General features: G+C 68.8%; 24 protein-coding genes and 1 pseudogene. 23 read left to right on the top strand and 2 right to left on the bottom strand.

Translation table 11 applies throughout. The features are described 5' to 3' along the window. Positions 1 to 95: 95 nt before the first annotated feature. Positions 96 to 2,033 carry an ATP-dependent zinc metalloprotease FtsH gene (gene ftsH, locus AB0I54_RS26995; protein WP_363298743.1) on the top strand — a complete coding sequence of 646 codons (1,938 nt, stop codon included), beginning with the start codon at positions 96 to 98 and terminating at the stop codon, positions 2,031 to 2,033. A 61-nt stretch (positions 2,034 to 2,094) separates the two neighbouring features. On the opposite strand, the gene AB0I54_RS26990 is transcribed toward ftsH, so the two are convergent. After that, positions 2,095 to 2,952, bottom strand: coding sequence for an SAM-dependent methyltransferase (locus tag AB0I54_RS26990; protein ID WP_363298742.1), 858 nt, complete (start codon positions 2,950 to 2,952; stop codon positions 2,095 to 2,097). Positions 2,953 to 3,151: 199 nt separating this feature from the next. Between AB0I54_RS26990 and proS the strand changes: the two genes are divergently transcribed. The 21 genes and pseudogenes from proS to AB0I54_RS26885 all read left to right on the top strand — a co-directional run bounded on the left by proS (position 3,152) and on the right by AB0I54_RS26885 (position 24,147). Next, a complete protein-coding gene (gene proS / locus AB0I54_RS26985; protein ID WP_363298741.1) occupies positions 3,152 to 4,567 on the top strand; it encodes a proline--tRNA ligase in 1,416 nt (471 codons plus the stop codon). 260 nt (positions 4,568 to 4,827) lie between these two features. Continuing rightward, positions 4,828 to 5,430, top strand: coding sequence for a hypothetical protein (locus tag AB0I54_RS26980; protein ID WP_363298740.1), 603 nt, complete (start codon positions 4,828 to 4,830; stop codon positions 5,428 to 5,430). Between the two features lie 292 nt (positions 5,431 to 5,722). Further along, on the top strand, positions 5,723 to 6,142 hold the full coding sequence (gene rpsP, locus AB0I54_RS26975) for a 30S ribosomal protein S16 (protein ID WP_363298739.1): 420 nt from the start codon (positions 5,723 to 5,725) through the stop codon (positions 6,140 to 6,142). 5 nt (positions 6,143 to 6,147) lie between these two features. Then, positions 6,148 to 6,387, top strand: a complete 240-nt coding sequence (locus tag AB0I54_RS26970; RefSeq protein ID WP_003973401.1) for an RNA-binding protein — start codon at positions 6,148 to 6,150, stop codon at positions 6,385 to 6,387. Positions 6,388 to 6,468: 81 nt separating this feature from the next. Next, a complete protein-coding gene (rimM, locus tag AB0I54_RS26965) occupies positions 6,469 to 7,071 on the top strand; it encodes a ribosome maturation factor RimM (RefSeq protein WP_363298738.1) in 603 nt (200 codons plus the stop codon). Then, positions 7,071 to 7,904, top strand: a complete 834-nt coding sequence (trmD, locus tag AB0I54_RS26960; protein ID WP_363298737.1) for a tRNA (guanosine(37)-N1)-methyltransferase TrmD — start codon at positions 7,071 to 7,073, stop codon at positions 7,902 to 7,904. Before rimM ends, trmD begins: the two co-directional genes overlap by 1 nt. A 135-nt stretch (positions 7,905 to 8,039) precedes the next feature. Then, entirely contained in the window at positions 8,040 to 8,390 is a 351-nt protein-coding gene (rplS, locus tag AB0I54_RS26955) for a 50S ribosomal protein L19 (RefSeq protein ID WP_030612790.1), read from the top strand. Between the two features lie 45 nt (positions 8,391 to 8,435). Continuing rightward, entirely contained in the window at positions 8,436 to 9,131 is a 696-nt protein-coding gene (lepB, locus tag AB0I54_RS26950; RefSeq protein WP_363298736.1) for a signal peptidase I, read from the top strand. Continuing rightward, complete coding sequence (gene lepB, locus AB0I54_RS26945) at positions 9,124 to 10,215, top strand: signal peptidase I (protein ID WP_363298735.1); 1,092 nt, start codon at positions 9,124 to 9,126, stop codon at positions 10,213 to 10,215. The genes lepB (AB0I54_RS26950) and lepB (AB0I54_RS26945) overlap by 8 nt, the downstream gene beginning before the upstream one ends. Further along, positions 10,103 to 11,098 carry a signal peptidase I gene (gene lepB / locus AB0I54_RS26940; protein WP_363298734.1) on the top strand — a complete coding sequence of 332 codons (996 nt, stop codon included), beginning with the start codon at positions 10,103 to 10,105 and terminating at the stop codon, positions 11,096 to 11,098. Before lepB (AB0I54_RS26945) ends, lepB (AB0I54_RS26940) begins: the two co-directional genes overlap by 113 nt. 188 nt (positions 11,099 to 11,286) lie before the next feature. Further along, a complete protein-coding gene (lepB, locus tag AB0I54_RS26935) occupies positions 11,287 to 12,066 on the top strand; it encodes a signal peptidase I (protein ID WP_363298733.1) in 780 nt (259 codons plus the stop codon). Between the two features lie 79 nt (positions 12,067 to 12,145). Next, positions 12,146 to 12,622 (top strand): NUDIX hydrolase, encoded by a 477-nt coding sequence (locus tag AB0I54_RS26930; protein WP_363298789.1) that lies wholly within the window; start codon positions 12,146 to 12,148, stop codon positions 12,620 to 12,622. A gap of 56 nt (positions 12,623 to 12,678) precedes the next feature. After that, the gene (locus tag AB0I54_RS26925) at positions 12,679 to 12,987 is read left to right on the top strand and encodes a DUF2469 domain-containing protein (RefSeq protein ID WP_003965949.1); all 309 of its coding nucleotides are present in this window, start codon (positions 12,679 to 12,681) and stop codon (positions 12,985 to 12,987) included. Positions 12,988 to 13,115: 128 nt separating this feature from the next. Next, positions 13,116 to 13,478, top strand: a complete 363-nt coding sequence (locus AB0I54_RS26920) for a YraN family protein (protein ID WP_363298732.1) — start codon at positions 13,116 to 13,118, stop codon at positions 13,476 to 13,478. Position 13,479: 1 nt separating this feature from the next. Next, positions 13,480 to 15,105, top strand: a pseudogene (locus AB0I54_RS26915) (YifB family Mg chelatase-like AAA ATPase). Next, positions 15,102 to 15,644 (top strand): hypothetical protein, encoded by a 543-nt coding sequence (locus AB0I54_RS26910; protein ID WP_363298731.1) that lies wholly within the window; start codon positions 15,102 to 15,104, stop codon positions 15,642 to 15,644. Before AB0I54_RS26915 ends, AB0I54_RS26910 begins: the two are co-directional and overlap by 4 nt. Next, a complete protein-coding gene (locus AB0I54_RS26905; RefSeq protein ID WP_363298730.1) occupies positions 15,613 to 17,064 on the top strand; it encodes an integrase in 1,452 nt (483 codons plus the stop codon). The genes AB0I54_RS26910 and AB0I54_RS26905 overlap by 32 nt, the downstream gene beginning before the upstream one ends. Beyond that, entirely contained in the window at positions 17,061 to 18,872 is a 1,812-nt protein-coding gene (locus AB0I54_RS26900; RefSeq protein WP_363298729.1) for a hypothetical protein, read from the top strand. Before AB0I54_RS26905 ends, AB0I54_RS26900 begins: the two co-directional genes overlap by 4 nt. Next, positions 18,869 to 21,070, top strand: coding sequence for a hypothetical protein (locus tag AB0I54_RS26895; RefSeq protein WP_363298728.1), 2,202 nt, complete (start codon positions 18,869 to 18,871; stop codon positions 21,068 to 21,070). Before AB0I54_RS26900 ends, AB0I54_RS26895 begins: the two co-directional genes overlap by 4 nt. Further along, positions 21,067 to 21,612 (top strand): hypothetical protein, encoded by a 546-nt coding sequence (locus AB0I54_RS26890; protein WP_363298727.1) that lies wholly within the window; start codon positions 21,067 to 21,069, stop codon positions 21,610 to 21,612. The genes AB0I54_RS26895 and AB0I54_RS26890 overlap by 4 nt, the downstream gene beginning before the upstream one ends. A gap of 90 nt (positions 21,613 to 21,702) precedes the next feature. Continuing rightward, positions 21,703 to 24,147 carry a hypothetical protein gene (locus AB0I54_RS26885; protein WP_363298726.1) on the top strand — a complete coding sequence of 815 codons (2,445 nt, stop codon included), beginning with the start codon at positions 21,703 to 21,705 and terminating at the stop codon, positions 24,145 to 24,147. A gap of 63 nt (positions 24,148 to 24,210) precedes the next feature. Here the strand turns inward: AB0I54_RS26885 and AB0I54_RS26880 are convergent, their stop codons facing one another. Beyond that, positions 24,211 to 25,248 carry a hypothetical protein gene (locus AB0I54_RS26880; RefSeq protein ID WP_363298725.1) on the bottom strand — a complete coding sequence of 346 codons (1,038 nt, stop codon included), beginning with the start codon at positions 25,246 to 25,248 and terminating at the stop codon, positions 24,211 to 24,213. A 167-nt stretch (positions 25,249 to 25,415) separates the two neighbouring features. Between AB0I54_RS26880 and AB0I54_RS26875 the strand changes: the two genes are divergently transcribed. Then, positions 25,416 to 25,679 (top strand): helix-turn-helix transcriptional regulator, encoded by a 264-nt coding sequence (locus AB0I54_RS26875; RefSeq protein ID WP_363298724.1) that lies wholly within the window; start codon positions 25,416 to 25,418, stop codon positions 25,677 to 25,679. The last annotated feature ends 120 nt before the right edge of the window (positions 25,680 to 25,799 follow it).

Genomic DNA, 25,799 nt, shown 5'->3' with positions numbered 1-25,799 from the left:
CGCGTACCGACGTCGTACGGCACTGAGGGCGTCCTCCTTCGGGGAGGGCGCCCTCAGCGCGTGCCTCGGCCCGCTGCGTGCCGTAACGTCCAGATATGAGCAATGCCGCGCCGCCACGGAAAGACCCTGATCAGCCGTGGCGTACCGAGGGCACCCCGGACGAGTCGCCCCGGCGGCCCGGTGGCCGACGGATACGCGGGAAGTGGTGGGGCCTCGCCGTCACCGCGGTGATCGTCTTTCTGCTCGCCTACATCGGGCTGAACTATCTGGGCCAGGGCAACGAGCCGACGATCTCGTACACGGAGTTCAGCAGACAGGTCGGTGACGGCAACGTCGCCAAGATCTACGCCAAGGGCGACGCGATCCAGGGCGAGCTCAAGACGCCCCAGGCCAAGCCCAGTGGTGGTGGCCATTACACCAAGTTCAGGACGCAGCGCCCGGCCTTCGCGGACGACAGGCTCTGGCAGAACCTGAGCAGCCATGGCGTCACGGTGACCGCGCAGCCCGTCGTGCAGGAGCGCAGTCTGCTGTCCAACCTGCTGATCTCGCTGGTGCCGATCGTGCTGCTGGTCGCCGTGTGGATCTTCTTCGCGCGGCGGATCGGCGGGGGACTGGGCGGTGCGGGCGGCATGCTCGGCCGCAAGGCCCCGCCCAAGCCGGTCGGGCTCCGGCCGGGCACCCAGCGCACGTCGTTCGCCGACGTGGCCGGCATCGACGAGGTCAAGGGCGAACTGGACGACGTCGTCGACTTCCTGGAGAACCCCGACGCCTACCGCAGGATGGGCGCGAAGATGCCGCGCGGTGTGCTGCTCGCGGGCCCGCCCGGCACCGGCAAGACCCTGCTGGCGCGCGCGGTGGCGGGCGAGGCGGGCGTGCCGTTCTTCTCCGCCTCCGCCTCCGAGTTCATCGAGATGATCGTCGGTGTCGGCGCGTCCCGGGTCCGGGAGCTGTTCGCCGAGGCCCGCAAGGTGGCCCCGTCGATCATCTTCATCGACGAGATCGACACGATCGGCCGGCAGCGCGGCGGCGGCCCGTCGGTCAGCGGTCACGACGAGCGCGAGCAGACGCTGAACCAGATCCTCACGGAGATGGACGGCTTCTCGGGCTCGGAGGGCGTGGTCGTGGTGGCGGCGACGAACCGTGCCGACATCCTGGACCCGGCGCTGACCCGGCCCGGCCGCTTCGACCGGGTGGTCCATGTCTCCCCGCCGGACCGGGGCGGGCGCGAGGCGATCCTGCGGATCCACACCCGTGAGATCCCGCTCGATCCGGATGTCGACCTGGCCCAGGTGGCCCGGACCACCCCGGGTATGACAGGTGCGGATCTGGCCAATCTCGCCAACGAGGCCGCGCTGCTCGCGGTCAAGCGCAAGCAGGAGACGGTGACCCGGTCCGACCTGTCCGAGGCGCTGGAGAAGGTGCAGCTCGGTGCCGAGCGCACCCTCGTGATGCCCGAGGAGGACCGCCGGCGCACCGCCTACCACGAGAGCGGGCACGCCCTGCTCGGCATGCTGCAGCCCGGCGCCGACCCCGTCCGCAAGATCACCATCGTGCCGCGCGGCCGGGCGCTCGGGGTGACGATGTCGACGCCCGAGGTGGAGCGGTACGCGCACTCGGAGGGGTATCTGCGCGGCCGGATCATCGGCGCCCTGGGCGGTATGGCGGCGGAAGAGGTGGTCTATGGCGTCGTGACCACGGGCGCGGAGAACGACCTCGAACAGGTCACCGCCATCGCGCGCGGAATGGTGGCCCGCTGGGGCATGAGCGAGCGCATCGGCCGGCTCTCCGCCCTGCCGAGCGACGCCCAGCAGGCCTACGGACTCTCGGCCGCCCCGCAGACCCTCGACGTGATCGACGCCGAGATGCGCAGGATCGTCGACGAATGCTACGAGGAGGCCCGCCGCAAGCTCCGCGACCACCGCTCCCAGCTGGACGCCCTGACCGAGGCCCTGCTGGAGAACGAGACACTGGAGGAGGCCGACGCGTACCGGATCGCGGGCATCACGCGCCTGACGAAGGACGCGGAGACGTGAGGGACGCCCGGGGTGTGCGCGACGCTCGGGGTGTGCGCGCCGGTCAGGGTGCGCGCGCCGGTCAGGGTGTGCGGGCGATCAGATAGCGGAACACGTTCGGCATCCACACCGTCCCGTCCGGCCGCTGGTACGGGTGCAGTGCCTCCGTCAGTTCCTTGTCCACCTGCTCCTGGTCCGTGGCCGCGATCGCCGCGTCGAACAGGCCCGTCGACAGCAGGCCGCGTACGGCGCTGTCGGGACCCGCGTACCCGAACGGACAGGCGACCCGGCCCGAACCGTCCGGCTTCAGCCCGGCCCGCTGGGCGACCTCCTCCAGGTCGTCGCGCAGGGCGGGGCGCCAACTGCGCGCGCTGCGCAGCGGATCGGCCAGTTTCGTGGCCACCCGCAGCACGGACGACGTGGCGCAGCGTTCCGGTGGGCCCCAGCCGGCCAGCACCACCGGCGCTCCGCGCTCGGCGAGCGGTGTCGCGGAGGCGAGCAGCTCACCGAGTCCTTCCGAGTCGCCCGCCAGGCATCCGATCGGCTCGAAGGCCGTCACGAGGGTGTACGCGGGCGTATTGGTGCCGGCCGTGCCCCCGGGTAAGCGCTCGACGATCCGGGTGGCCGCACGCGCGCGCGTGCCCCAGGTGTCGGGCAGCAGCCGGGCCCGTGCGAGGACGAGCCGTTCGGGACGGGCGGAGTCGACACCGGTGATGGCCGCTCCTCTGGACGCCGCCATCAGCAGGGCGAGCCCGGAGCCGCAGCCGAGGCCCAGCAGCCTGCTGGCGGGGCCCACTTCAAGTCGCTCGTAGACGGCCTCGTAGAGCGGGACGAGCATCCGCTCCTGGATCTCGGACCAGTCACGCGCGCGTGCGTCCAGGTTCACGCGGGGTGCGGATCCCGCGTGAGACAGGGTGTGCCGCACGAGCGTAGGTGTCATAGGTAAGCGCCCCAATCCGCCGAGAGTTGGTGGTGTGCCCGATTCCGTGGCCCCCGTGATGTGCGCTCGCACTCCCCACGTATGTCAGGTAACTCCCGGCTCGCGGTGCCGTCCAGGGGTCGAGGGGCCCCGCTTGTGGGTTCGCGGCGCACGTGGCGAGATTTCACATGCCCGCAACCTGAGCCCATACCATCGGGCCATGGCAAAGGCATCCATTCTCACCCCCAGGGCGGACGACTTTCCGCGCTGGTACCAGGATCTGATCGCCAAGGCCGAGCTGGCCGACAACGGGCCGGTGCGCGGCACCATGGTGATCCGACCGTACGGTTACGGGCTGTGGGAGCGGATGCAGGCGGAGATGGACGCCCGCATCAAGGAGACGGGCACTCAGAACGCGTACTTCCCGCTGCTGATCCCGCAGTCGTACCTCACCAGGGAGGCCGACCACGTCGAGGGGTTCGCGCCCGAACTCGCGGTGGTCACGCACGGCGGCGGCAAGGAGCTGGAGGAGCCCGCGGTCGTCCGGCCCACGTCGGAGACCATCATCAACGAGTACTTCTCGAAGTGGGTACAGAGCTACCGGGACCTGCCCCTGCTCATCAACCAGTGGGCGAACGTGGTCCGTTGGGAGCTGCGTCCGCGTCTGTTCCTGCGCACCTCCGAGTTCCTGTGGCAGGAGGGACACACCGCGCACGCCACGTACGAGGAGGCGCGCGAGTTCGCCGCGCGCATCCAGCGCGACGTCTACGGGGACTTCCTGGAGAACGTCCTCGCGACGGACTTCGTCTCCGGCCGCAAGACGGTCAAGGAGCGTTTCGCGGGCGCCGTCAACACCCTCACGCTCGAAAGCATGATGGGGGACGGCAAGGCCCTGCAGATGGTCACCAGCCACGAACTGGGCCAGAACTTCGCCAAGCCGTTCAACACCCGGTATCTGTCCAAGGACGGTACGCAGGAGTACGTCTGGCAGACCTCCTGGGGCTCGACGACCCGCATGATCGGCGCGCTCGTGATGACGCACGGCGACGACTTCGGTCTGCGGGTCCCGCCGCGGCTGGCGCAGATCCAGGCGGTCGTCCTCGCGATCAAGGGCGAGGAGACGGTTCTGGCCAAGGTCCGTGAGATCGGTGAGCGGCTCAGAGCGGCGGGTATCCGGGTCCATGTGGACGACCGCACCGACATCCCCTTCGGCCGCCGCGCCGTCGACTGGGAACTGAAGGGCGTGCCCGTCCGCATCGAGATCGGCCCCCGTGACCTGGAGAACGGCACGGCGATGCTGGTCCGCCGCATCCCGGGCGGCAAGGAACCGGTGGCCCCGGATGCCCTGGCCGGGCTCCTTCCGGCGATCCTCCAGGAGGATCAGGCACTGCTGCTGAAGCAGTCCCGGGAGCGCCGCGAGTCCCGCACCGCGGACGTCTCGACGATCGAGGAGGCCGTCGAGGCGGTCACCGCCGGCGGCTGGGCGCGCATCCCGTGGGGCACGCTCGGCGAGGAGGGCGAGGCCGGGCTCGCCGAACACGCGATGACCGTACGGTGTCTGCTCGCCGAGGACGGGTCGGTGCCCGAGGACGGAGACGCCCCGAGTAACGTCGCGGTCGTCGCGCGCGCTTACTGAAGTAGCGACCTTGGCCACGAGAGCGACCGAAACGCCTCTTGCGCAACCGCCGACCACAGCCGTCCCGGCGTGCGGACCGGATCTAAGCCCCGGGTCGTACGTCAGACTACGCACCGGCTTGGTATGAGCTGTGAGGCTTCTCCGCAGATCAGCGCACCCGCCCTCGTCAGGACGCATCAGCGGCAACTGACGGGTAAGTGCAAATTATTTGGGATGCCCCGGAATCGGAACACTGGAGCCCTCAGGCTCGTTGTCATTACGTGAGCACGACACAGACACCACCTGTTCTCGCCGCAGAGCTGGCAGAGGCGTGGGCCGACATTCAGCGGTACCACCCCGAACTGCCCGACCTTGCCGCGCCAGAGTCCCTGATCGGGGAGTCGTCGTCCGCCTGCGGTCACGAGCTCTCCTTCGAACGACTGCTCCACGAGGCAGTCCATGGCATCGCAGCCGCGCGCGGGGTCCGCGACACCTCCCGCGCCGGCCGGTACCACAACCGAAGGTTCCTCGCGATCGCCGAGGAGCTGGGCCTGGACCACCCCGACGAACCGCACCCCAGCAGTGGCTTCTCCCTGGTCACGCTGAACGCCGAGGCGAAGCGGCGTTACCGGCCGACGATCGAACGCCTTCAGCGCGCCCTGAAGGCCCACACGGTGGCCACGTCCGCCGACACCACCCGCACCTTCCGCGGCCCGGCCGCCCGCCACGGCTCCTCCGGCGGCGGCGTCCGCGTCAAGGCGGTCTGCGACTGCGGCCGCAACGTCCGGGTGGTTCCGTCGGTCCTGGCCCAGGCCCCGATCGTGTGCGGCGGCTGCGGAAAGCCGTTCCGCATCCCGGAGGTCGTGGGAGCTGCGGCGAGCTGAGGCTGCGACTGCTCGTGGCAGTCGCAGTCGGCAGGTCGCCGGTGCCGAGTGGCGCACCCGACGTACGGTCACCTCCGCGCCGGGTGCCCCATAGGCATGCCCAAGATCACCCGCCCGGACCCCTCGGCCAAAAGCGACCCACAGGGTGTGGCACAATGGCTAGCTGTACTCGACAGCCGCACAGGACCCCTCTCTCCTCCGGCTGACGCGTCCATCGGGCACTCGGGTACCGCAACCCCACGCGGCAGTCTCGCCGTGCCCAACCACGTCAAATCCAGGAGAATCCACTCCCGTGGCAGTCAAGATCAAGCTGAAGCGTCTGGGCAAGATCCGTTCGCCTCACTACCGCATCGTCGTCGCCGACTCCCGCACCCGTCGTGACGGCCGTGCGATCGAGGAGATCGGCAAGTACCACCCGACCTACAACCCGTCGGTCATGGAGGTGGACGCCGAGCGCGTGGCGTACTGGCTGGGTGTCGGCGCGCAGCCGACCGAGCCCGTCCTCGCCATCCTGAAGAAGACCGGCGACTGGCAGAAGTTCAAGGGCGAGCCCGCCCCGGCGCCGCTGCTCGTCGCCGCGCCGAAGACCACGCGTCCGTCGTTCGAGGCTCTCGGCGGTGACGACGAGGGCAAGGGTGAGGCCATCACCCAGAAGAAGAAGGCTGAGAAGAAGGACGAGGCCGCGGCTGAGTCCGAGTCGACCGAGGCCTGAGCAGCATGCTCGAAGAGGCGCTTGAGCACCTCGTGAAGGGCATCGTCGACAACCCTGACGATGTGCAGGTCGCCTCGCGCAACCTGCGCCGCGGGCGCGTCCTCGAGGTCCGGGTCCACCCCGACGACCTCGGCAAGGTGATCGGCCGCAACGGCCGCACCGCGCGCGCCCTGCGCACCGTCGTGGGCGCCATCGGTGGCCGCGGTGTCCGTGTCGACCTCGTCGACGTGGACCACGTCCGCTGACGTTTCGCAGCACCGGCTCGGGCCGGGGAGGGCCACTGGGCCGTCCCCGGCCCGCAGTCGTATGACAGGAGAGCAAGCACAGTGCAGCTGGTAGTCGCACGGATCGGCCGCGCCCATGGCATCAAGGGCGAGGTCACCGTAGAGGTCCGTACCGACGAGCCGGAACTCAGGCTCGGCCCCGGCGCCGTACTCGCCACCGATCCCGCCTCCGCGGGGCCGCTGACCATCGCGGCCGGCCGGGTGCACAGCGGTCGGCTCCTCCTGCGGTTCGACGGGGTCGACGATCGCACCGCCGCCGAGGCGCTGCGCAACACGCTCCTGATCGCGGAGGTCGACCCCGACGAGCTCCCCGAGGACGAGGGCGAGTACTACGACCACCAGCTCATCGACCTCGACGTGGTGACCGAGGACGGCATGGAGGTCGGCCGGATCACGGAGATCTCGCACCTGCCCTCGCAGGACCTGTTCATCGTGGAGCGGCCGGACGGCACCGAGGTCATGATCCCGTTCGTCCAGGAGATCGTCACCGAGATCGACCTGGAGGAGCAGCGGGCGGTCGTCTCGCCGCCGCCGGGCCTGATCGACGACCGGGCCGAGATCGCCTCCTCCCGGGAACCGGCGGAGGGCTCCGCGCGGGAGCCGGCGCAGGACTCCGCGCAGGACTCGGCGGGAGAAGCGTCCTGATGCGCCTCGACGTCGTCACGATCTTCCCCGAGTACCTGGAGCCGCTGAACGTCTCCCTGGTCGGCAAGGCACGCGCGCGTGGGCAGCTGAACGTGCACGTGCACGACCTGCGGTCCTGGACGTACGACCGGCACAACACGGTCGACGACACGCCGTACGGCGGCGGTCCCGGCATGGTCATGAAGACCGACCCCTGGGGCGACGCCCTGGACTCCGTCCTCGCCGACGGCTACGAGACGGGCTCCCACGCGCCCGCGCTGATCGTCCCCACCCCCAGCGGCCGCCCGTTCACCCAGGAACTGGCCGTGGAGCTCTCCGAGCGCCCCTGGCTGATCTTCACGCCGGCCCGCTACGAGGGCATCGACCGGCGCGTCATGGACGAGTACGCCACCCGGATGCCGGTGTACGAGGTGTCCATCGGCGACTACGTCCTGGCCGGCGGAGAGGCGGCCGTGCTCGTCGTCACGGAGGCCGTCGCCCGGCTGCTGCCCGGCGTCCTCGGCAACGCCGAGTCCCACCGGGACGACTCCTTCGCGCCCGGCGCGATGGCGAGCCTCCTGGAGGGTCCCGTCTACACCAAGCCGCCCGTCTGGCGCGGCCGGGACATCCCGGACGTGCTGCTCAGCGGCCACCACGGCAAGATCGCCCGCTGGCGCCGGGACGAGGCCCTCCGGCGTACGTCGGCCAACCGGCCCGATCTGATCGAGCGCTGCGACCCCAAGGCCTTCGACAAGAAGGACCGCGAGATGCTCTCCATCCTGGGCTGGGCCCCGGACCCGGACGGGGAGCCGTACGGCCGATTTTGGCGCAGGCCAGAGGGCATGGAACAATAGACCGCTGCTGTGCGTCCGTCCGGCGAGCGCCCCTGCCACAGGGGGACACGACGACCGCCCCGACCCGCACGGCAGTCCTCATGGAAACCTAGTTCCCGTTGATGACCTGTGGCATCAGCGAAGAAAGCAGACGAAATGTCTCACCTGCTCGACTCCGTCGACTCCGCGTCGCTGCGCAGCGACATCCCAGCCTTCCGTCCGGGTGACACCGTCAACGTCCACGTCCGCGTCATCGAGGGCAACCGCTCCCGTGTGCAGCAGTTCAAGGGCGTTGTGATCCGCCGTCAGGGCTCCGGTGTCCGTGAGACCTTCACGGTCCGCAAGGTCTCGTTCTCCGTCGGCGTCGAGCGCACCTTCCCGGTGCACACCCCGATCGTCGAGAAGATCGAGCTCGTCACCCGTGGTGACGTGCGTCGCGCGAAGCTGTACTACCTGCGCGAGCTGCGTGGCAAGGCCGCGAAGATCAAGGAGAAGCGCGAGAGCTGAGCGCTTCCCGGACGTCACAGCGGGGCCGGATAGCATCTGGCTCCGATGGACACCGAAGCACAGCCGACGGAACGCGACCGCTCCTCCCGCCCCGACACGGGGGCCATGGAGGAACGGTCGCGTTTCGCGTTGGTGTCGCGGATCACCGAGTGGCTGCCGGGCGGGTGGATCACCCTCACCCTCTTCGTCTGCCTGCTGTTTTTGCTGCTTCTCAACACTTTCGTGGTGCAACCCTTCCAGATTCCCAGCGGATCCATGGAAGAGGGATTGAGGATCGGGGACCGCGTTCTCGTAAATAAGTTGGCGTACCGTTTCGGTGCCGAGCCGCGGCGCGGTGACGTCGTCGTGTTCGACGGCACCGGGTATTTCGGGGACGCCGACTACATCAAGCGCGTTGTAGGTGTGGGGAGAGACCATGTGGTCTGCTGCGACAAGGAGGGGAGGATCGAAGTGAACGGCCGGCCGGTCGACGAGACGGCGTTCCTCCACCCGGGGGACAGTGCGTCCGCCGTCCCCTTCGACGTCGTCGTGCCCGACGGCACACTGTTCGTCCTCGGCGACCACCGCAGCAACTCCAGCGACTCCCGTGACCACCTGGGCTCCCCGGGCGGCGGCATGATCCCCGTCGGGGACGTCATCGGCCGCGCCGACTGGATCGTCTGGCCGACGGGCCACTGGAGGCACCTGGACCGCCCCGCCGCCTACGCGCGCGTGCCCGCGGCGGAGGGCGCGCATGGGTAACCGCGGAAAACCGCGCGGTGTGCCGAGCAGCGCCGCGGAGAACCTGCTGCCCACCGGGACCCGGCGCGCCGCAAGCCCGTCCGGCGGCCGTTCCCGCGCGGAGCGGCGCAAGCTCCAGCGCAAGGTCAAGCGCAAGCGCAGGCGCAGTGCGGTGCGTGAGATACCGCTGCTGGTCGGTGTGGCCGTCCTGATAGCCCTCGTCCTGAAGACGTTCCTCGTCCAGGCCTTCGTCATCCCGTCGGGCTCCATGGAGCAGACGATCCGGATCGGCGACCGCGTCCTGGTCGACAAGTTCACCCCGTGGTTCGGCTCCAAGCCGCAGCGCGGGGACGTCGTCGTCTTCCACGACCCGGGCGGCTGGCTGGCGGACGAGCAGACCACCAAGAAGAACGATCCGGTGGTCGTCAAGCAGTTCAAGGAAGGGCTCACCTTCATCGGTCTGCTGCCCTCCGACAACGAGAAGGACCTCATCAAGCGCGTCATCGGGGTCGGCGGCGACCACGTCAAGTGCTGTGACGCACAGGGACGGGTGACCGTCAACGGCGTGCCCCTGACCGAGGGTGACTATCTGTATCCGGGCAACGCCCCCTCCGCCACCCCGTTCGACATCACCGTCCCGCAGGGACGGCTGTGGGTGATGGGCGACCACCGGGCCAACTCCGCCGACTCCCGCGCGCACCAGAACACCGACTACGGCGGCACCGTCTCCGAGGACTCCGTGGTGGGCCGGGCCATGGTGATCGGCTGGCCCGTCGGGCACTGGACCAGGCTGCAGGAACCTAAAACCTTCGCAAGCGTGTCGAACTCCGTGTCGGGGTCGACCGCCGCTCCCGAACTGTCGCATAGGGTTGCCTCCGACGAACCGAACGGATTCTTCCAACTCCCGACCCCTGCGGAACTCCCGCTCGTTATGGGAGTGGTGGGCCTGCGTCGTGCATGGGGCAGGCGGCGGCACAGAGTAAGGAGTTGGCGTGGGGGATGTAGCGGTTGGCGCACGGTCGGGACACGACGGCGAGGAGCACCCCGGGCGCCCCGCGGAAGAGAGTGTCCCCGGCCAGGACGGCGACATGACCTCAGGGAATGAGCCCGGACCGGCCGGCGGCGGCCCGTCCTCGGGCGGGCAGCGGCCGGGGAGCGGGGAGGACGGGCCGGGCGGCTCGGCCGCCGGCCCCAAGAAACCCCGCTCCTTCTGGAAGGAGCTGCCCATCCTGGTCGGCATCGCGCTGGTGCTGGCGCTGCTGATCAAGACGTTCCTGGTGCAGGCGTTCTCGATCCCGTCCGACTCGATGCAGAACACCCTCCAGCAGGGCGACCGCGTCCTGGTGGACAAGCTCACCCCCTGGTTCGGCTCCGAGCCCGAGCGCGGCGAGGTCGTCGTCTTCCACGACCCGGCCGAGTGGCTCAAGGGCGAGCCGACGCCCACACCCAACGCCGTGCAGCAGGTCCTCAGCTGGATCGGCCTGATGCCCTCCGCCGAGGAGAAGGACCTGATCAAGCGGGTCATCGGCGTCGGCGGCGACACGGTCGAGTGCAAGGGCTCGGGCCCGCTGAAGGTCAACGGCAAGGCGCTGAACGAGCCCTATGTCTACCCCGGCAACACGCCGTGCAGCGTCGACGACCAGGGCGGCCAGTTCAAGGTGAAGGTCCCCAAGGGCTACATCTGGGTGATGGGCGACCACCGTCAGAACTCGCGTGACTCGCGCTACAACCAGGACGACAAGAACCACGGCATGGTCCCGGTCGACAAGGTCGTCGGGCGCGCCATCGTCAAGGCCTGGCCGATCAACCGCTGGGGCACCCTGCCGGTCCCGGACACCTTCGACCAGCCCCTCGACCAGCAGTCCTCCGCCGCCGCGTCCCTCTCGGTCGCGCCGCAGGGCCTCGCGCTCGTGGGCGTGCTGCCGGTGGCGGTGTGGCGGCGCAGGCGGACCGCCGCCCGGAGCACCGAGTCCGGCACCAGGGCTTAGGCCCGCAATCGGCGACCTCGCTCAGGCCCCCGGTCCGCTGACGGGCCGGGGGCCCGGGCACGCCCCCCGTGAAGCCCCCAGGAGGCGGTGAAGGCCTCCGGGAGCCGTGAAAGCTTTGGAAAGCTTGTGACCGGGGTCGCGAAAGAGGGGCTCCCCCGGTCCCGTACCGCCGGGTAGGGTGCGGGTCCATGGGTGGCGAGAGCACTACACGTACGGCCCCGCGCAGCGGCGGCACAGGCACGGCGCAGGTCGGCAGCCGGCTGGGACAGCGGTTGTCGGGGCTGGCCGTCGCGCTGGGCCTGGTGCTGTTCCTCGGCGGATTCGCGTGGGCAGCGGTGATCTACCGGCCGTACACCGTGCCCACCAGTTCGATGGCGCCGACGATCAACATGGGCGACCGCGTCCTGGCCCAGCGCGTCGACGGCGACGAGGTGCGCCGCGGTGACGTCGTCGTCTTCCGCGACAAGTCCTGGGTCACCAACGCGAACGTGGTCAAGCGCGTGGTCGCGGTCGGCGGTGACACGGTCTCCTGCTGCACCGACGGAAAGCTCACCGTCAACGGCAAGCAGATCGAGGAGCCGTATCTGCCCAAGGGCAGCCTGGCCGAGGCCAAGAACATCCCGACCGTGAAGGTCCCCCAGGGCCGGCTCTTCCTCCTCGGCGACGAACGCCAGGGTTCCCTGGACTCCACCGCCCACCTCACGGACGCGGCCCGAGGCACCGTCTCGCGCAATGCCGTGAGCGCCCGCGTGGACGCCGTCATCTGGCCGATGAACGGCATGCTCAAGCGCCCCACCGGCTTCGAGTCCCTCGGTGCCCTGTCCCAGCCCGGCCCGCTGCGCATCATCGTCGGTCTGATCATCGGCGGTGCGGTCCTCGTCCTCGGCGGCGGCGCGTACGGGCCGATCGCCAAGCGGGCGGCCCGCTCCCGCGCCGGCACGCGGCCGGAGCCGGCCAGTGCCGGCTGAGGCCACGGACGCGGGCGAGACGGCCGCAAGGGACGACGGGGGTCCGGGGGACGCGCACGAGGACTCGTACCAGGGCGGTCTGCGCAAGGTCGCCAGGGTCGTCCTGCTCGACCCCGAGGACCGTATCCTGCTGCTGCACGGGCATGAGCCGGACGATCCGGCCGACGACTGGTGGTTCACTCCGGGCGGCGGTCTGGAGGGCGACGAGACCCGTGAACAGGCCGCGCTGCGGGAACTCACCGAGGAGACCGGTATCACCGAGGTCGAACTCGGTCCGGTGCTGTGGCGGCGTATGTGCTCGTTCCCGTTCGCGGGTCGCCGCTGGGACCAGGACGAGTGGTACTACTTGGCTCGTACGGCCCAGACGGTGACCGAGGCGGTCGGCCTGACCGAGCTGGAGCGGCGCAGCGTCGCCGGAGCTCGATGGTGGACGTGCCAGGAACTGACCCGGGCGCATGAGACGGTGTATCCGACCAGACTCGCCGAGCTGCTGCGGAGGCTGCTCGACGAAGGTCCCCCGGCCAGGCCCGTGACCCTTGACCCGGAAATCGTCTAGGGGCCCGCGGGACTGGCGCACAATGGTGGGATCGCACGGGTGAAGGGGAACATGCCATGAGCGCCGAGGACCTCGAGAAGTACGAGACCGAGATGGAGCTCAAGCTCTACCGGGAGTACCGCGATGTCGTCGGTCTGTTCAAATACGTGATCGAGACCGAGCGGCGCTTCTACCTCACCAACGACTACGAGATGCAGGTGCACTCGGTTCAGGGCGAGGTGTTCTTCGAGGTGTCGATGGCCGACGCCTGGGTCTGGGACATGTACCGGCCCGCCCGCTTCGTGAAGCAGGTGCGCGTCCTCACGTTCAAGGACGTGAACATCGAGGAGCTGAACAAGAGCGATCTGGAACTCCCGGGCGGGTGATGGAACTCCAGGGCGGGTGACGGAGCTCCCGGGCGGGTGACGGAGTTGTCCACAACCGCTGAGCCATCCACCAAGATCCACTTCTTGGGGGCGGATGCGTGAGCGTTGGCGCCGGAGGTGGTGCCGACATGAACGCACGCAGTGCACTCGGCAGGTACGGCGAGGAGCTGGCCGCACGGCGGCTGGTCGAGGCCGGGATGACGGTCCTGGAGCGCAACTGGCGCGGTGGCAGGACGGGCGAGATCGACATCGTTGCCAGGGACGGCGACGTGCTGGTCGTCTGCGAGGTGAAGACCCGCAGGAACGGTGGCTTCGAGCATCCGATGGCGGCGGTAACGCCCGAGAAGGCCGGACGGCTGCGCGGCCTGGCCGAGCGGTGGATCCACGCCCACGGCGGGGCCCCGCCCGGAGGCGTCCGCATCGACCTGGTCGGCGTCCTGCTGCCCGACCGCGGCGCGCCGGTCGTCGAGCATGCGCGGGGGGTGGCCTGACATGGGATTCGCCCGTACGTGCTCGGTGGCGCTGGTGGGCGTCGAGGGCGTGGTCGTCGAGGTCCAGGCCGACCTGGAGCCCGGGGTGGCGGCGTTCACACTGGTGGGGTTGCCGGACAAGAGCTTGACGGAGAGCAAGGACCGGGTGAGGGCGGCCGTGGTGAACTCCGGCGCCTCCTGGCCCTCGAAGAAGCTCACGGTCGGCCTGAGCCCGGCTTCGGTGCCGAAGGCGGGCAGCGGCTTCGACCTCGCCGTCGCCTGCGCGGTGCTCGGCGCCGCCGAGCGGATCGACCCGCGGGTGCTCGCCGACATCGTGATGATCGGAGAGCTGGGACTGGACGGCCGGGTGCGCCCGGTCCGGGGTGTCCTGCCGGCGGTGCTGGCCGCGGCCGACGCTGGGTACGAGCAGGTGGTGGTGCCGGAGTGCGCCGCCGCGGAGGCCTCGCTGGTGCCCGGGGTGTCGGTGCTGGGCATCCGCAGCCTGCGGCAGCTGATCGCCGTGCTGACGGACGAGCCGGTGCCCGAGGAGATGCCGGACGAGTAGGGCCGCCCCGATCCGCTCCTGGCCGGTCTGCGCGTGCCCGGCACCGGAGCCGCCACCGGCATGCACAGCCTGGGCACCGCCCAGCACGAGCAGGACCACGACCTGGCCGACGTGGTGGGCCAGCGCTCGGCGCGCACGGCGGTCGAGGTGTCCGCCGCGGGCGGCCATCACCTCTTCCTGGAAGGGCCGCCCGGCGCCGGCAAGACGATGCTCGCGGAGCGGCTGCCCGCCGTCCTGCCCCGGCTCACCCGGGAGGAGTCCCTGGAGGTCACCGCCGTGCACTCGGTGGCCGGACTCCTGCCCCCGGGCAAGCCGCTCATCGACGTCGCCCCCTACTGCGCCCCGCACCACTCGGCCACCATGCAGTCGCTGGTCGGCGGCGGCCCGGGCATCGCACGGCCCGGTGCCGTGTCACTGGCCCACCGGGGAGTGCTCTTCCTCGACGAGGCCCCCGAGTTCCACAGCCAGACGCTCGACTCGCTGCGCCAGCCCCTGGAGTCCGGGCACGTCGTGATCGCGCGCAGCGCGGGTGTGGTGCGGTTCCCGGCGAGGTTCCTCATGGTGCTCGCGGCCAACCCGTGCCCCTGCGGCCGCTTCTCCCAGCGGGACACCCTGTGCGAATGCCCGCCGTCGGCGATCCGCCGCTATCAGGCGCGACTGTCCGGACCCCTGCTCGACCGGGTCGACCTCCGCGTCGAGGTCGACCCCGTGACCCGGGCCCAGCTCACCGAGCCAGGCGCCCGGGGCGAGTCCACCGCGACGGTCGCCGACCGGGTCAGGGCGGCCCGGGAGCGAGCGGCGGCACGCCTCGTCGGAACACCGTGGCGGACCAACAGCGAGGTGCCGGGGCGAGAACTGCGCAGCACCTGGCACGCGGCGGCCGGTGCCATGGACGAGGCGGAGCGGAGCCTCGAACGGGGCGTGCTGACCGCCCGCGGGCTGGATCGCGTCCTGCGGGTCGCCTGGACGGTCGCGGACCTCGCCGGCCACGACCGGCCCGACGCCACGGACGTCGCCCTCGCCCTGCAGCTGCGCACCGGAGTCCCACGGGGCGTGCCCATGGCCATCGGGGCACTGACATGAGCGCGGGCGACGATCCCGGCGGCGACCCTCACGCCCGCGATCACTCCGGCGGCCTGCACTCCGGCGGCTCGCACTCCGGCGACCCGGACTCCGGGGGCCCGCACTCCGGCGACCCGGACTCCGGCGGCCTGCACTCCGGCGGCCTGCACTCCGGCGACCTGGACTCCGGGGGCCCGCACTCCGGCGACCCGCACGCCCGCGACCTGCACTGCCGTGTCCTGCTCACCCGCGTCATCGAACCCGGCGACGAGACCGGCGGGCGCTGGCTGCGGGAGTACGGGGTGCGGGAGGTCGCCCGGCGGTTGCGGGACGGCGGGGAGCCGCTGCCGGGGGTGAGCGGGACGCGCTGGGCGGGGCTGGTGGCGCGGGCCGCGCAGGCCGAGCCCCGGCGGGATCTGGACATCGCCCGGGACGCCGGCGTTCGGTTCGTGTGCCCCGGGGACTTCAACTTCTGTGGACATATGCTGTGTTGCCGCAGGACGTGTTGCAGCGGAGAGGTCTTGTGTTGTGGACGAGTGGTGGCTCAGCTGGACGGGTGACGGGGGTACGCCGGGGGAGGGGGAGATAGCTGGATGGGGTGATTTGCCGGAGCGGGAGAAGGCGTTGAGGTTCCGTGATCGGCAGCCGATTCTGGTTTCGCCTGTGGGGAGAGTGGATCCTCGTCTGAGCGAGATCTTTCGACGGTCAGCGTTTTCCGCCAAGGCTGAGGGGACCCAGGAGACGTACGCGCCGATCTACCGGTTGTTCTTCACATTTCTGTGGCAGCGCGGTCTGCATTGGGATGAGGCCGTCCCCGAGGATCTGGAGGACTGGGAGGAGTGGCGTCGCCGGGCGGCGGCGAACCCCAAGAAGATCGAGGGCTCCACGTGGGCGAAGGAGCTAGCGGCCCTTACGCTCTTCTACAAGGTGGCCAGCGGCTACAACTTCGTGGAGATCAACCCGGTGCTGATGCGCACCGTTCGAACGCCCGATGGCGGCACGGCCGAGGTCGCGGAATTGTCGCCCAACGATGTGGTCTATTCCGATGTCAAGTGGTTGACGCCGCGGGCCTTCCGTCTGTGGCGGAACGTGGGCCTTGGCGGCATGCTGCCCAACGGCCTGGAGGACGAGTCGTGGCGGGGTCGGCTTGGCGGGCGCGACCGCGCTTTCGCTGACTTGACGTACTCGACTGGGATGCGCCGCCGTGAGGTCGGGACGATCCTTACGTGTGAGATCCCCGCACTTGGCCGGCAGAATTACTACTCGGGGAAAGTCGGCCACCAGGTTGCCAAGCGGGCCGGGCACACATTCTACGCCGGTCACGCGGCTCTCCAGAGGGTGATGGGCTATCGCCTGAGCACGCGGGCTGAAGCGATACGGGGCGCGCAGGCGAGGGGTGCGTACGACGACCTGCCGGGCCAGAGGATCATCTACAAGATCACGCGGCAGAGAAGAGTCCTGTGGACCGAGCGGGACGGCCGCCGAGGCGAGGGCTCCCTGGACACGCTTACCGCCGCGGACCGGCTCAGACTCTATATCCGAACCGAGGACGGTCTCGAGCCAGCGATGTTGTGGCTGACGGAGAACGGCATGCCGTTCTCCTACAAGAACTGGACCAAGGTTTTTGAGCGGGCGAGCGACCGCTGCGAGGCACTGGGGCTCGACGTGTTCGCCACTCCTCACATGCTGCGGCACTCGATGGCCCTGCGGGTGCTCGTTTCGCTACACAATGCGCTCGACCGCCGACTGGGGCTGACACCGGCAGAACGCCGCCACTACGAGGACGTCTACGGGCAGGTGTGGTCGATGGTCAAGGACATGCTCGGACACAAGAACGAGCAGGTCACCAGGGACATTTATCTTGAGCCCGTACGTGGGCTGCAGCTGGATGCGCTCCTGAACGACGAGGACAACCCGGTTAACGCGGAGAAGATCGCCGAGTTGTCGGCCCGCACTGGCCTGATCCTGGACGCGGAATGAAGGGGCCGGGGCCCGGCCGGCGGGCAGCCCTGCCCCCAGCAGGGTGGGAACGGGAGCCGGTTCTCGATCCGACGCGCCTGATCGTTCGGGCGATCGGTGAGAAGGGCGAGGACCTGGGCACCTGGGATTTCAGCAACGCACCCGGACCAGAGGGTCTGCGCCTTGAGGTCGTGGAACTGCTGGCCCGGCACGGCCGGGCGCGGTGGACCAGTGAAGCCACCTACCAAAACGCGTCGAAGGTCCTGCGCAAGTTCCTGCGGGACGCCGCTGCGGCCGAGCCGCCCATCACCGCGGTCGATCAGATCAACGTGTTCTGGTGGAAGTCCTGGAGCCAGGACTTCGCGGTGCGCCGGTCCTTCGGATCGGTGCTCCAGGCGAGCCCCCAGCTGCCGGTCGAGACCCGCTCCTACATGGCGACCCCGCGCCGCAAACCGGCCGCCGAGAAGAAGACAGGGATCAAACACGCCCACTCGAAGGCGGATTTGAAGACGGTCCGTGACGCGGCTGCCGCGACGGTGCGGTCGGCCCGGTTGCGCATCGAGAAGAACGTCGCGCTCATGGAGCGATGGCGCAACGGTGCACTGCTCGAGGGGAGCTCCGAGTGGGCCTGGGGCCAGATGCTGGACCACATCAGCCGTACTGGGGACGTTCCCCGGTACGCGGGCAAGCACCGAGCCCTGGCCAAGGAGACGCGCCGCCTGATGAGCGACGAGGGCGTCGGGAGCATCCTTGCCCGGCTCTTCCCGACCGTCCGGGAGATCGCGGCGGCCTCCGTGCTGCTGATCGTCCACGAGGGCTGGAATCTGTCTGTGCTGCGGAAGATGCAGGTGCCGTCCTTCCCGAACGCGGACGGAGATTCCGACTCACCGGCGGTCCACCGGCTGGCCACGGACAAGGCCCGCCGCGGCAAAAAGCGCCGCCATTCCAGCAACAATCTCGTCGACGTCGGGGAAGACAGCAGCGGCTGGGCAATGAAGCAGGTCCTGGACCTGACCCGGCAGGCCAGGCTGACCTTGGAGAGGCTGGGACGGCCCAGCCCGATGCTCCTGCTCGCCCGGCGAGGGACCGGTGGACCGGAAAACCTAGGGTCTATGCGAGATGGCAACGCCCTCGGCCAGGCGATTACGGACTGGGCGCACGACCAGCGGGCGTCGGGCGTCCGTCTCCCGCCCAGGGTCAGTGCTCAACCGCTGCGGCATAGCGCTCAGATCCACCACGGTCGAGCTCGCAACAACACCCAGGCCACCCAGGACAGTGACTACCTGCTGAAGGATGAGACAGTCCGCGAGAACTCACGCGACGTCGTGGAATCTGGCCTGGCTAAGGCCGTTGAGCATGCCCGGGAACGGGTGAAGATGCGGCTGGTCGCTCGCGCCACCGGGGACACGGAGTACGACGCCGAACAGGTCGCCAAGGCCGCAGGAATCGACCGCGAGACCGCGATGAACATCGTGAAGGGCCGGCTCAAGACACCTGTTGCCTCATGCACCGACTACGAGAACCCCGACTTCGGCCCGGCCGGGAAACCCTGCGGAGTCTCCTTCCTGCTGTGTTTCGCCTGCCGCAACGCGGTGGCGACCACTCGCGACCTGCCACGGATCGTCTATCTGCACCACGTCATCGAGGGGCTCCGCTCGACGCTGACGGCAGCCGCCTGGACAACCGACTGGCAAGGCCATTACGCCCGCGTCTCCGACTTCCTGAACACCCACACCAGCCAGGACAGCCGAGCGGAGCTGGTCTCCACCCTGGCCCAGGCAGACCGCGACCTCATCGACCGCATGCTCGACAGGAGACTCGATCCGTGACAACAACCGCCTTGGGCGACGGCTTCCGCCTCGCCGATCCGGCCCCCCACGATCTGGTCCTGCCCACCCATCGAGTCCGTTCCAACATCCCCGACGATCAGCTGCCCCGTTTCCGGGAACTGATCTGGCGCCTGTCCTACATGACGCACAAAGACACGGTGGAGACTGAGATAGTCAACTGGGCCCGCTGCCCTGAGCCGTTGAGGGCCTCGCTGATGCGGGTGGGCTGGGCAGTCATGAACCTCCCCACTCCCGAGGCGCTGTTGCGTGAGACAGCTTCCCGGAAGGTGATGTCGCCCAGAGCCCTGCGGCTCACCTTCAGCTTCTGGATTCATTTTGCCCACTGGCTCGTCAAGCGGGGCATCACCGAACTCGCTGCCGTGACCGGAGAGGACTTGGGCGAGTACGCGGAACACATCCGGGCCTACGGGAGATCGTGGGACCACGACCAGCGGGCAGCGAAGAGCCTTACACGGATCTGGGGATACGCGCCATTCTTGTTGCCGCAGGACCGTCTCATCATGCCTCCCTGGGAGGACCCAGCGGCCGTCATGAGCGACTTCCTCGGCACGAGGGATACAGCAGCCGATGGCGAGAACAACATTCCGATCGTCCACCCGGCGGTGATGTCCCCCCTGCTGGTCTGGTCACTGCGGATGGTCCTCGACCTCGGGCCGGACATTCTGGCCGCCTGGCGCGAACGCCTGCGCTTGCTCGACTCCACCCGGGGGGTCTCAGCTCGCGGGGACAGCCAGGTCGTCGTCGACTACCTAAAAAGCCTGATCGCCGAGGGCAAGCCGCTGCCCGGATTCTCCGGCTTCCAGGAAGACGCGATCAAGGCCAGCGCCCGATCCCGGGGCGGCAAGGAGACCCTGCCCTCCCTCAACCGTCAGTACATCGCCGGAACCCTCGGAGTCGACCCACATCAGGTCACAGTGGCCCAGAGGCGCCTTCGGCGCGAACTGGAGCCTCGCCATTACGGCCCTGATGCCCCACTCGTTGTCCCGATCACCGGCCGGATCGCAGACCGGCCCTGGACCAATTCACTGGACTTCGACGAAATCACTTCCCTGGTCCTGCATTTGTCCACGGCAGCACTAATCACGACCGCGTACTTGTCCGGAATGCGCCCTGAGGAGGTCCTGCACCTGACCAGAGGTTGCTGCACGCGTGAGGAACGCGAGGACGGCACCTCCCGCTACAAGATCACGGGGCGTCACTTCAAAGGGGTCACCGACGACGAGGGCAACGCCATTCCCGAGGGTGAGATCCGCCCCGATCCCTGGGTGGTCCTCGAGTTCGTGGCCCGGTCCATAGCCGTGGTCGAGGAACTAGAGAGCGGTGACCTGCTCTTCTCCCGCAGCTTCTCCAAAGGTTACCGGCCCTCCTTGGAGGGCGGCGACGCAGTGCCCAGCGACATGGCCACCAAGCGCATCGCCAGCTTCATCACCTGGGCCAACCAGCAGGCCATCCGCCTCGACCGTCCCCACGAGCTGATCCCGAAGGACCCCGAAGGCCCGGTCGTCCTGCGGCGGTTCCGGCGGACCATCGCCTGGTTCATCCACCGCCAGCCAGGCGGACGTATCGCTCTGGCAGTGCAGTTCGGCCATGCCGCGACCTTGATCGGAGAGTCGTACGCGGGACGCTCGAAGGCGGACATGCTCGAACTCCTCGACTTCGAGAAGGGCCTTGCCCTGGCCGATGCCCTTGCCGAAGCACGCGAACGCATTGCTGACGGCGAGAGCGTCAGCGGCCCCGCAGCCAGCCGGTACATCTCCGCCGCGACGGAGTTCGAGAACCGATACGCTGGCACCTACCTGGGCAAACGAGAACTCCGAGCCCTAGTGAAGAACCCGAAACTACAGGTCTACGAAGACCCGAAGGCATTCCTGACCTGCAACTTCGATGCATTCAAAGCCCTTTGCGACCCTGAACTCGGCCAGACCAGCACCAGCAGGCGACGGACCCCCGACCGATCCCGCTGCAACCTGGCCTGCGCGAACATCAGCCGCACCGACTCTCACATCGCAGGCGTCCAGGCAGAGATCGACAAAATCGACTCAGACGCCGCAGCCGGGCTGGACCCTTATCCCATCGCACGCCGACAGCAGCAACGGCGGACTGTCCTCGTCGAGATCATCGAACGGCACCAGAGCACCGCGATCCCGACCGGCCCGACCAGTGAGAAGACCCGATGAAGCCGCTCCAGAATCCGGAAGCGACGCTGAAACCCCCTATCGAGGAGGGTCACGGGGGCCAGGCTGCCACCATCGCTGAAACCGTCGGAGCGGTCCTCGCGCACGCCGCCGACGCCCTCCAGCAGGGAACCAGCACAGACGCCACAGAGATCCGGATGATCACCGACGCCATGGTCCGGCTTCTGGTCGGTGCACCACTTCGCTCCGACGGGCAGCTCACGATCAAGTCGTTGGCTGAGGAGGCCGGCCTGCGGCGGAACAAACTCACCCACAAACACACTGGCCTCAAGGACCTCTTTTACGCCCTGGTCAAGACTCAACAAACCCCGCCGCGGCCCTTCACCGACAAAGAGCGAGAGGCGAGTGACAAACAGAAGAAGGACCTGATCCGGGTCCGGGCAGAGCGGGACAGCCTCCGCATCAAGACCCAGCAGATGGCCCGAGTCATCCACGTCCTCGAGGTTGAAAACCACAACCTTAGAGAATCTGCCGGAACGGACGGTGTCATCCGCGTTATGCGCCGTCGCCGGCCGGGGCAGTAGCTGCCTGAGCCGTTGTCACGTCCTTCCGCCGACGGGGCTCTGAGCGACGTCGCTGAGGATTCCGCACGCTGTCGCGCAGAATGGGATGCCATGACCGTGATGAAGCAGCTGGAATACCGACCTGTCGGGGCCCGGTTGCGTGCTCCCCGTTTCGTCCTGGCCTACCGGCCGATGGCTGACTGGGTATACATGGCGCGCTGTGCCGTGATGCAGTTGTCGAGGGTGTGGGGCGGCTCGGGGGCGGTGATCCTTCCCGTGTCCGGCGAGACGGAGCAGGCCACCACTCACAGCGGCCTGCTGCCCTCGCTCAGGAACTACGACCCCGATCATGTCGCCGGGCTGGTGCCGTCGCTGGAGGACGCGGCACGTATGGATCCCACGGTGCGCGGCCGGATGGTCGCCCAGTACGCAATCCCTGACGAGAGCGGCGATACCACCTGGAACCGCCTGAGTTCCCTGTCGCTTCCGATGCCGCGCTGGGAGGGGCTGGCTGGTCAGCTGGACAGCTGGTGTTCCCCATTCAAGGGGGTTCGCCAGAACAAGCAGCGCTTCGAGGCGCACGACGTCCGCAATCTGGGCCAGGAGCACGACTCCCGCGGCAGCTTGGCGACCGTGTCCGTGCCCCCGGACGGCCGGATGTTGACGCTCGATCTGTCCGGTGTAGATCCGATGATCGCACTGATGGTGGAGACACGGCTCGGCTCTGCCGACGCGGTAGCCCGGCCGGACGAAAACATCATGGAGTTGCCGGTCGAGGACGAGGACCTGCCCGCACTGATCCATCTGGCCGTTACCGGTAAGTCGCGAGCAACGGGATGGGATCTCGGAAGCCGCTTCCGCGCGGTGGCCGAAGGGGACTCGCCGCAGGAGCTGACCTCCGACGAGTTTCTGGCCGCCTCGCCCCTCGCGCACGCCGGCCGTTGGACGACACAGCTGTCCTCCTATCCTCCGGGCCCCGCGGTGTGCGTGGTCGGAGAGACCGCCGAGGATCATGCTCTGGCGATGCTGTGTGATCGCTTGTTCGGGCTTGGCGCCTGGATCCCGACCCGCATGCTGGCAGATGACAGCCCCTACCAGCGAGTGATCAAGAACGCTCTCCATATCCTCCAGACGCTCCACGATGACGGCGATCTGCCGGTGCTGGTGACAAGCGTCAGTGAACCTCACGAAGTACTGGAGGCACTGGCCGACGACCTCAACCGACCCTTTGCAGGGATGACCATGCAGGTCGATGACGGATCACCTGTGCCCTTGGGGATCCGCAAGGCCCAAGCGGTCAGCCCTTCCGCCGTTGCCGAACACGATGCGATGTCGCTGCTGGCGGACCCCGCCTCCTATCAGCTTCGCCAGAGCGCGCCCACGGGCCAGGAGGCCGGCGGCATTTCGATCCTGGCCCCGCTTCAGCTGCCCGAAGCGGAAGCGGCCACGCATATCGGGACAGAACTGCACTGGTACGTCGACGTCTGGCTGCCGCGCCACACGCTCCCCGCCCGTACCGCTCTGAGCAGTTCGTGCCTGACTCAGGAAACAGGGGGGCTGCCCGACGCGGTCGTGCGCGCAGCCCGGCACTCGGTCACGTTCATCTCCGCGAATATGGGCTTCGCCACTCCCGACGCCCGACACGCACGTCCCTTGCTGCACTTTCCGTCGGCGGACAAGCTGTTCGAGGAACTGGCCCGCGCACGCGGTGCCACGGTGGAACGCTCGGACGCGGGACGCCGTGCCGCCATCGCGGCGGAGATGTGGGGATCTCCCGAGGCACTCGCAGCCGACCTGACCGGTCCGGTTCGCAAAGTGCTCAATTCCTTCCTGGCTCCCAAACGCGACGGTGACTACGGCGTCGGCTATGCCGTCCGGGGTGACGGCTACGTCGCCCTCGAGGACATCAAGACAACACTGGACATCGACATCTTCGAGGCCCGTGACCTTGCAGACCGGCTCTTGGACGCGAATGTCCTGCGCCGCGGCCTCCTGCTCAACTGCGCTCGCTGCCACTTCGAGGCCTTCTACCGCATCGAGCGGGTCGGATCCACCTTCGACTGCGAAGCCTGCGGGTACACCAGTGGTGTCACAAGAAGACGGTGGTACTCGAAGGATCCTGAGCCGCATTGGTACTACACGATCGACCAGGTCGTCCGCAATCTGCTGCGCAGCCATGGCGACGTCCCCCTACTCGCCGCCCACCAGTTGCGGCAGAAGGCCTCTTCCGTGCTGTGGTCGCCCGAGTTGGAAGTCACGGACTCGGACGGTTCCATCGAGATTGACCTCTGTCTGGTCGCCGACGGGCGCATCATCGTCGGCGAAGCCAAGTCCAACAACACCCTCAAAGGGAAGAAGTACGGCACGCAAGAGTCGGCCGCCAGACTCGTGCGAGCCGCCCAGCTTCTCGGCGCAGACGAAATCGTCCTTGCCACCAGTCAGAACGCATGGGCGAGGGGTACCCGGGCGGCAGTCCTCAAAGCTGTCGAAGACGGCTGGAGAAGTGGCCCGCCACCGGCGGTCACCGAAATGCTGTGCGTCGGCGAGCAGGCGTAGAGAGAAAGAGCAGTGCACCGGCAGGTGCAGGAGTGCGGAACGGGGCGGCCGCGGCCGGCGCCGTCAACCAGGGCTAGGGCCGGCATCCTCCATGACGGGCTCACTGGTGCAACACCACTGCACGTCACCGGTGTCCGGGCATGCTCGCCACCACGCGCATGAGCCGATTGCCATGAGTCGGTCCAGTGCCGTGAGTACGCCGTGCTCCTCCAGCGCGCACTCGCGTTGCATCCGGTCGATTTCCCCCTGCCCCTGGCCGGTCGCCGGATCGCTGAGTGCACTGATGTAGATGCTCAGCAGTTGCACGTGGGGGTCTTCACCGACTGTTCGCGCTGCGTGTCCGGCACGAAGCGCCCAGTCGGCGGCGCGATGCCGGTCAGGCCGGGAAGGGTACTGACTGAGCAACGCCGAGTCCAGCAACTCGGCGACTACTTCGCCTGGACGGCCGGGCAGCGTACGGAGCCAGCGCGCCTCTTCCAATTCCTGCCACAGGTGCGGAGTACTGAGGCGAAGACCGCGAAGTACGCCTACCGGAAGCCGCACCAGCATGCGGGAGTCCATGCGCAGCGCGCACTGCAGGGCGATCAACCTGGCTGCAGCAGACATACCGCACGGAAGCGCGGCGGCGAGGTAACTGAGCATCTCCGCCACCCGAACCCGGTCGCCCGGACCCCTTGCCGCACGGTGGCGCCGACGTGCGGCACGTCGTGCCTGGTGGCGTGGGAACAGCACCGTGTCCGGCACCACGGCGGCCTGCTCCGTGGCCGCCGCGCAGGCGGTGCAGGCATCGGCCAGCCGCCACACTCGGCCTCCGCGCTCCCGGGCCAGCAAGAGCCGGACGGGCCCGGCGCAGCCGCGATGGCGGGCGTGCCAGCGGCAGCCCCGCTCGTGGCACTGGCAGATACGAAGATGGGCGGCAAGCAGACCGGTACGGGCATGCCGCGCGAGATGGGCCAGGGCTGCCGCGCGGGCGGACCCGGGCCCGACGCGACCGCCCGAATGCGGGCAGTGCGGGCAGACCAGGGTGATGCCGCCCCGCTGGGAACGCAGCTCCACGGTCCATGCGCGCGCCGTCGCAGAACAAGGTGTGCGCAGCCTCATGGGTGCGTGCTCCTCCCGCTGCCTCGTGCCTGTCCCGGCCCGGGGCGGACGGGGACGGCCGCCCACCGTAGTGCAGACCTCTGCCCTACTGCTCACTGTGCCAGCCTGCGCAAATAGGGCAGAGGTCTGCACTGACAGGGCAGTGGTCTGCACCGTCGGATGGTCAGGTGACGATCTTGCCGCCCGAGCCGGACCTGAACGCGCTGCGTCTGAAGCTCGCGCGTCTGCGCTCCGAGCATGGGTGGAGCTATGACGAACTCGCGGCGCGAAGCGGCCTGGCCAGGCGGACCGTCATCGAGATCGAGCAGGGCCGCACCGTCGGCAGCCTCAAGACCTGGCACGCCCTGGCGCACGCCCTCGGTACACCCCTCGACGACCTGTTCGGCACGCTGTGCGAGGGCCACGACCTGCCCGGCTCGCCCGACGGCTGAACGGGCGCCCGCAGCCTGCGGGAAATCACCCGAACCGGCCATCCGGCATCGAAAAAGTGATCGCCTTTTCGTGCGCGTGTCGCCTTGGTAGGGGCCACTTGGGGGATCTCGCGGCGCAGG

This window comes from Streptomyces sp. NPDC050625 (assembly GCF_040654755.1).
GTDB lineage: Bacteria > Actinomycetota > Actinomycetes > Streptomycetales > Streptomycetaceae > Streptomyces.
This window is presented reverse-complemented; position numbering and strand designations above follow the sequence as displayed.

What these genes read in the sequence shown, in the direction of transcription:
- lepB (WP_363298733.1), top strand. Translation starts at nt 11,287, where the DNA reads ATGGGTGGCGAGAGCACTACACGTACGGCCCCGCGCAGCGGCGGCACA.
- AB0I54_RS26920 (WP_363298732.1), top strand. Translation starts at nt 13,116, where the DNA reads ATGAACGCACGCAGTGCACTCGGCAGGTACGGCGAGGAGCTGGCCGCA.
- AB0I54_RS26885 (WP_363298726.1), top strand. Translation starts at nt 21,703, where the DNA reads ATGACCGTGATGAAGCAGCTGGAATACCGACCTGTCGGGGCCCGGTTG.
- lepB (WP_363298735.1), top strand. Translation starts at nt 9,124, where the DNA reads ATGGGTAACCGCGGAAAACCGCGCGGTGTGCCGAGCAGCGCCGCGGAG.
- AB0I54_RS26925 (WP_003965949.1), top strand. Translation starts at nt 12,679, where the DNA reads ATGAGCGCCGAGGACCTCGAGAAGTACGAGACCGAGATGGAGCTCAAG.
- proS (WP_363298741.1), top strand. Translation starts at nt 3,152, where the DNA reads ATGGCAAAGGCATCCATTCTCACCCCCAGGGCGGACGACTTTCCGCGC.
- lepB (WP_363298736.1), top strand. Translation starts at nt 8,436, where the DNA reads ATGGACACCGAAGCACAGCCGACGGAACGCGACCGCTCCTCCCGCCCC.
- AB0I54_RS26910 (WP_363298731.1), top strand. Translation starts at nt 15,102, where the DNA reads ATGAGCGCGGGCGACGATCCCGGCGGCGACCCTCACGCCCGCGATCAC.
- AB0I54_RS26880 (WP_363298725.1), bottom strand. Translation starts at nt 25,248, where the DNA reads ATGAGGCTGCGCACACCTTGTTCTGCGACGGCGCGCGCATGGACCGTG.
- ftsH (WP_363298743.1), top strand. Translation starts at nt 96, where the DNA reads ATGAGCAATGCCGCGCCGCCACGGAAAGACCCTGATCAGCCGTGGCGT.
- AB0I54_RS26970 (WP_003973401.1), top strand. Translation starts at nt 6,148, where the DNA reads ATGCTCGAAGAGGCGCTTGAGCACCTCGTGAAGGGCATCGTCGACAAC.
- AB0I54_RS26990 (WP_363298742.1), bottom strand. Translation starts at nt 2,952, where the DNA reads ATGACACCTACGCTCGTGCGGCACACCCTGTCTCACGCGGGATCCGCA.
- trmD (WP_363298737.1), top strand. Translation starts at nt 7,071, where the DNA reads ATGCGCCTCGACGTCGTCACGATCTTCCCCGAGTACCTGGAGCCGCTG.
- rplS (WP_030612790.1), top strand. Translation starts at nt 8,040, where the DNA reads ATGTCTCACCTGCTCGACTCCGTCGACTCCGCGTCGCTGCGCAGCGAC.
- AB0I54_RS26890 (WP_363298727.1), top strand. Translation starts at nt 21,067, where the DNA reads ATGAAGCCGCTCCAGAATCCGGAAGCGACGCTGAAACCCCCTATCGAG.
- AB0I54_RS26900 (WP_363298729.1), top strand. Translation starts at nt 17,061, where the DNA reads ATGAAGGGGCCGGGGCCCGGCCGGCGGGCAGCCCTGCCCCCAGCAGGG.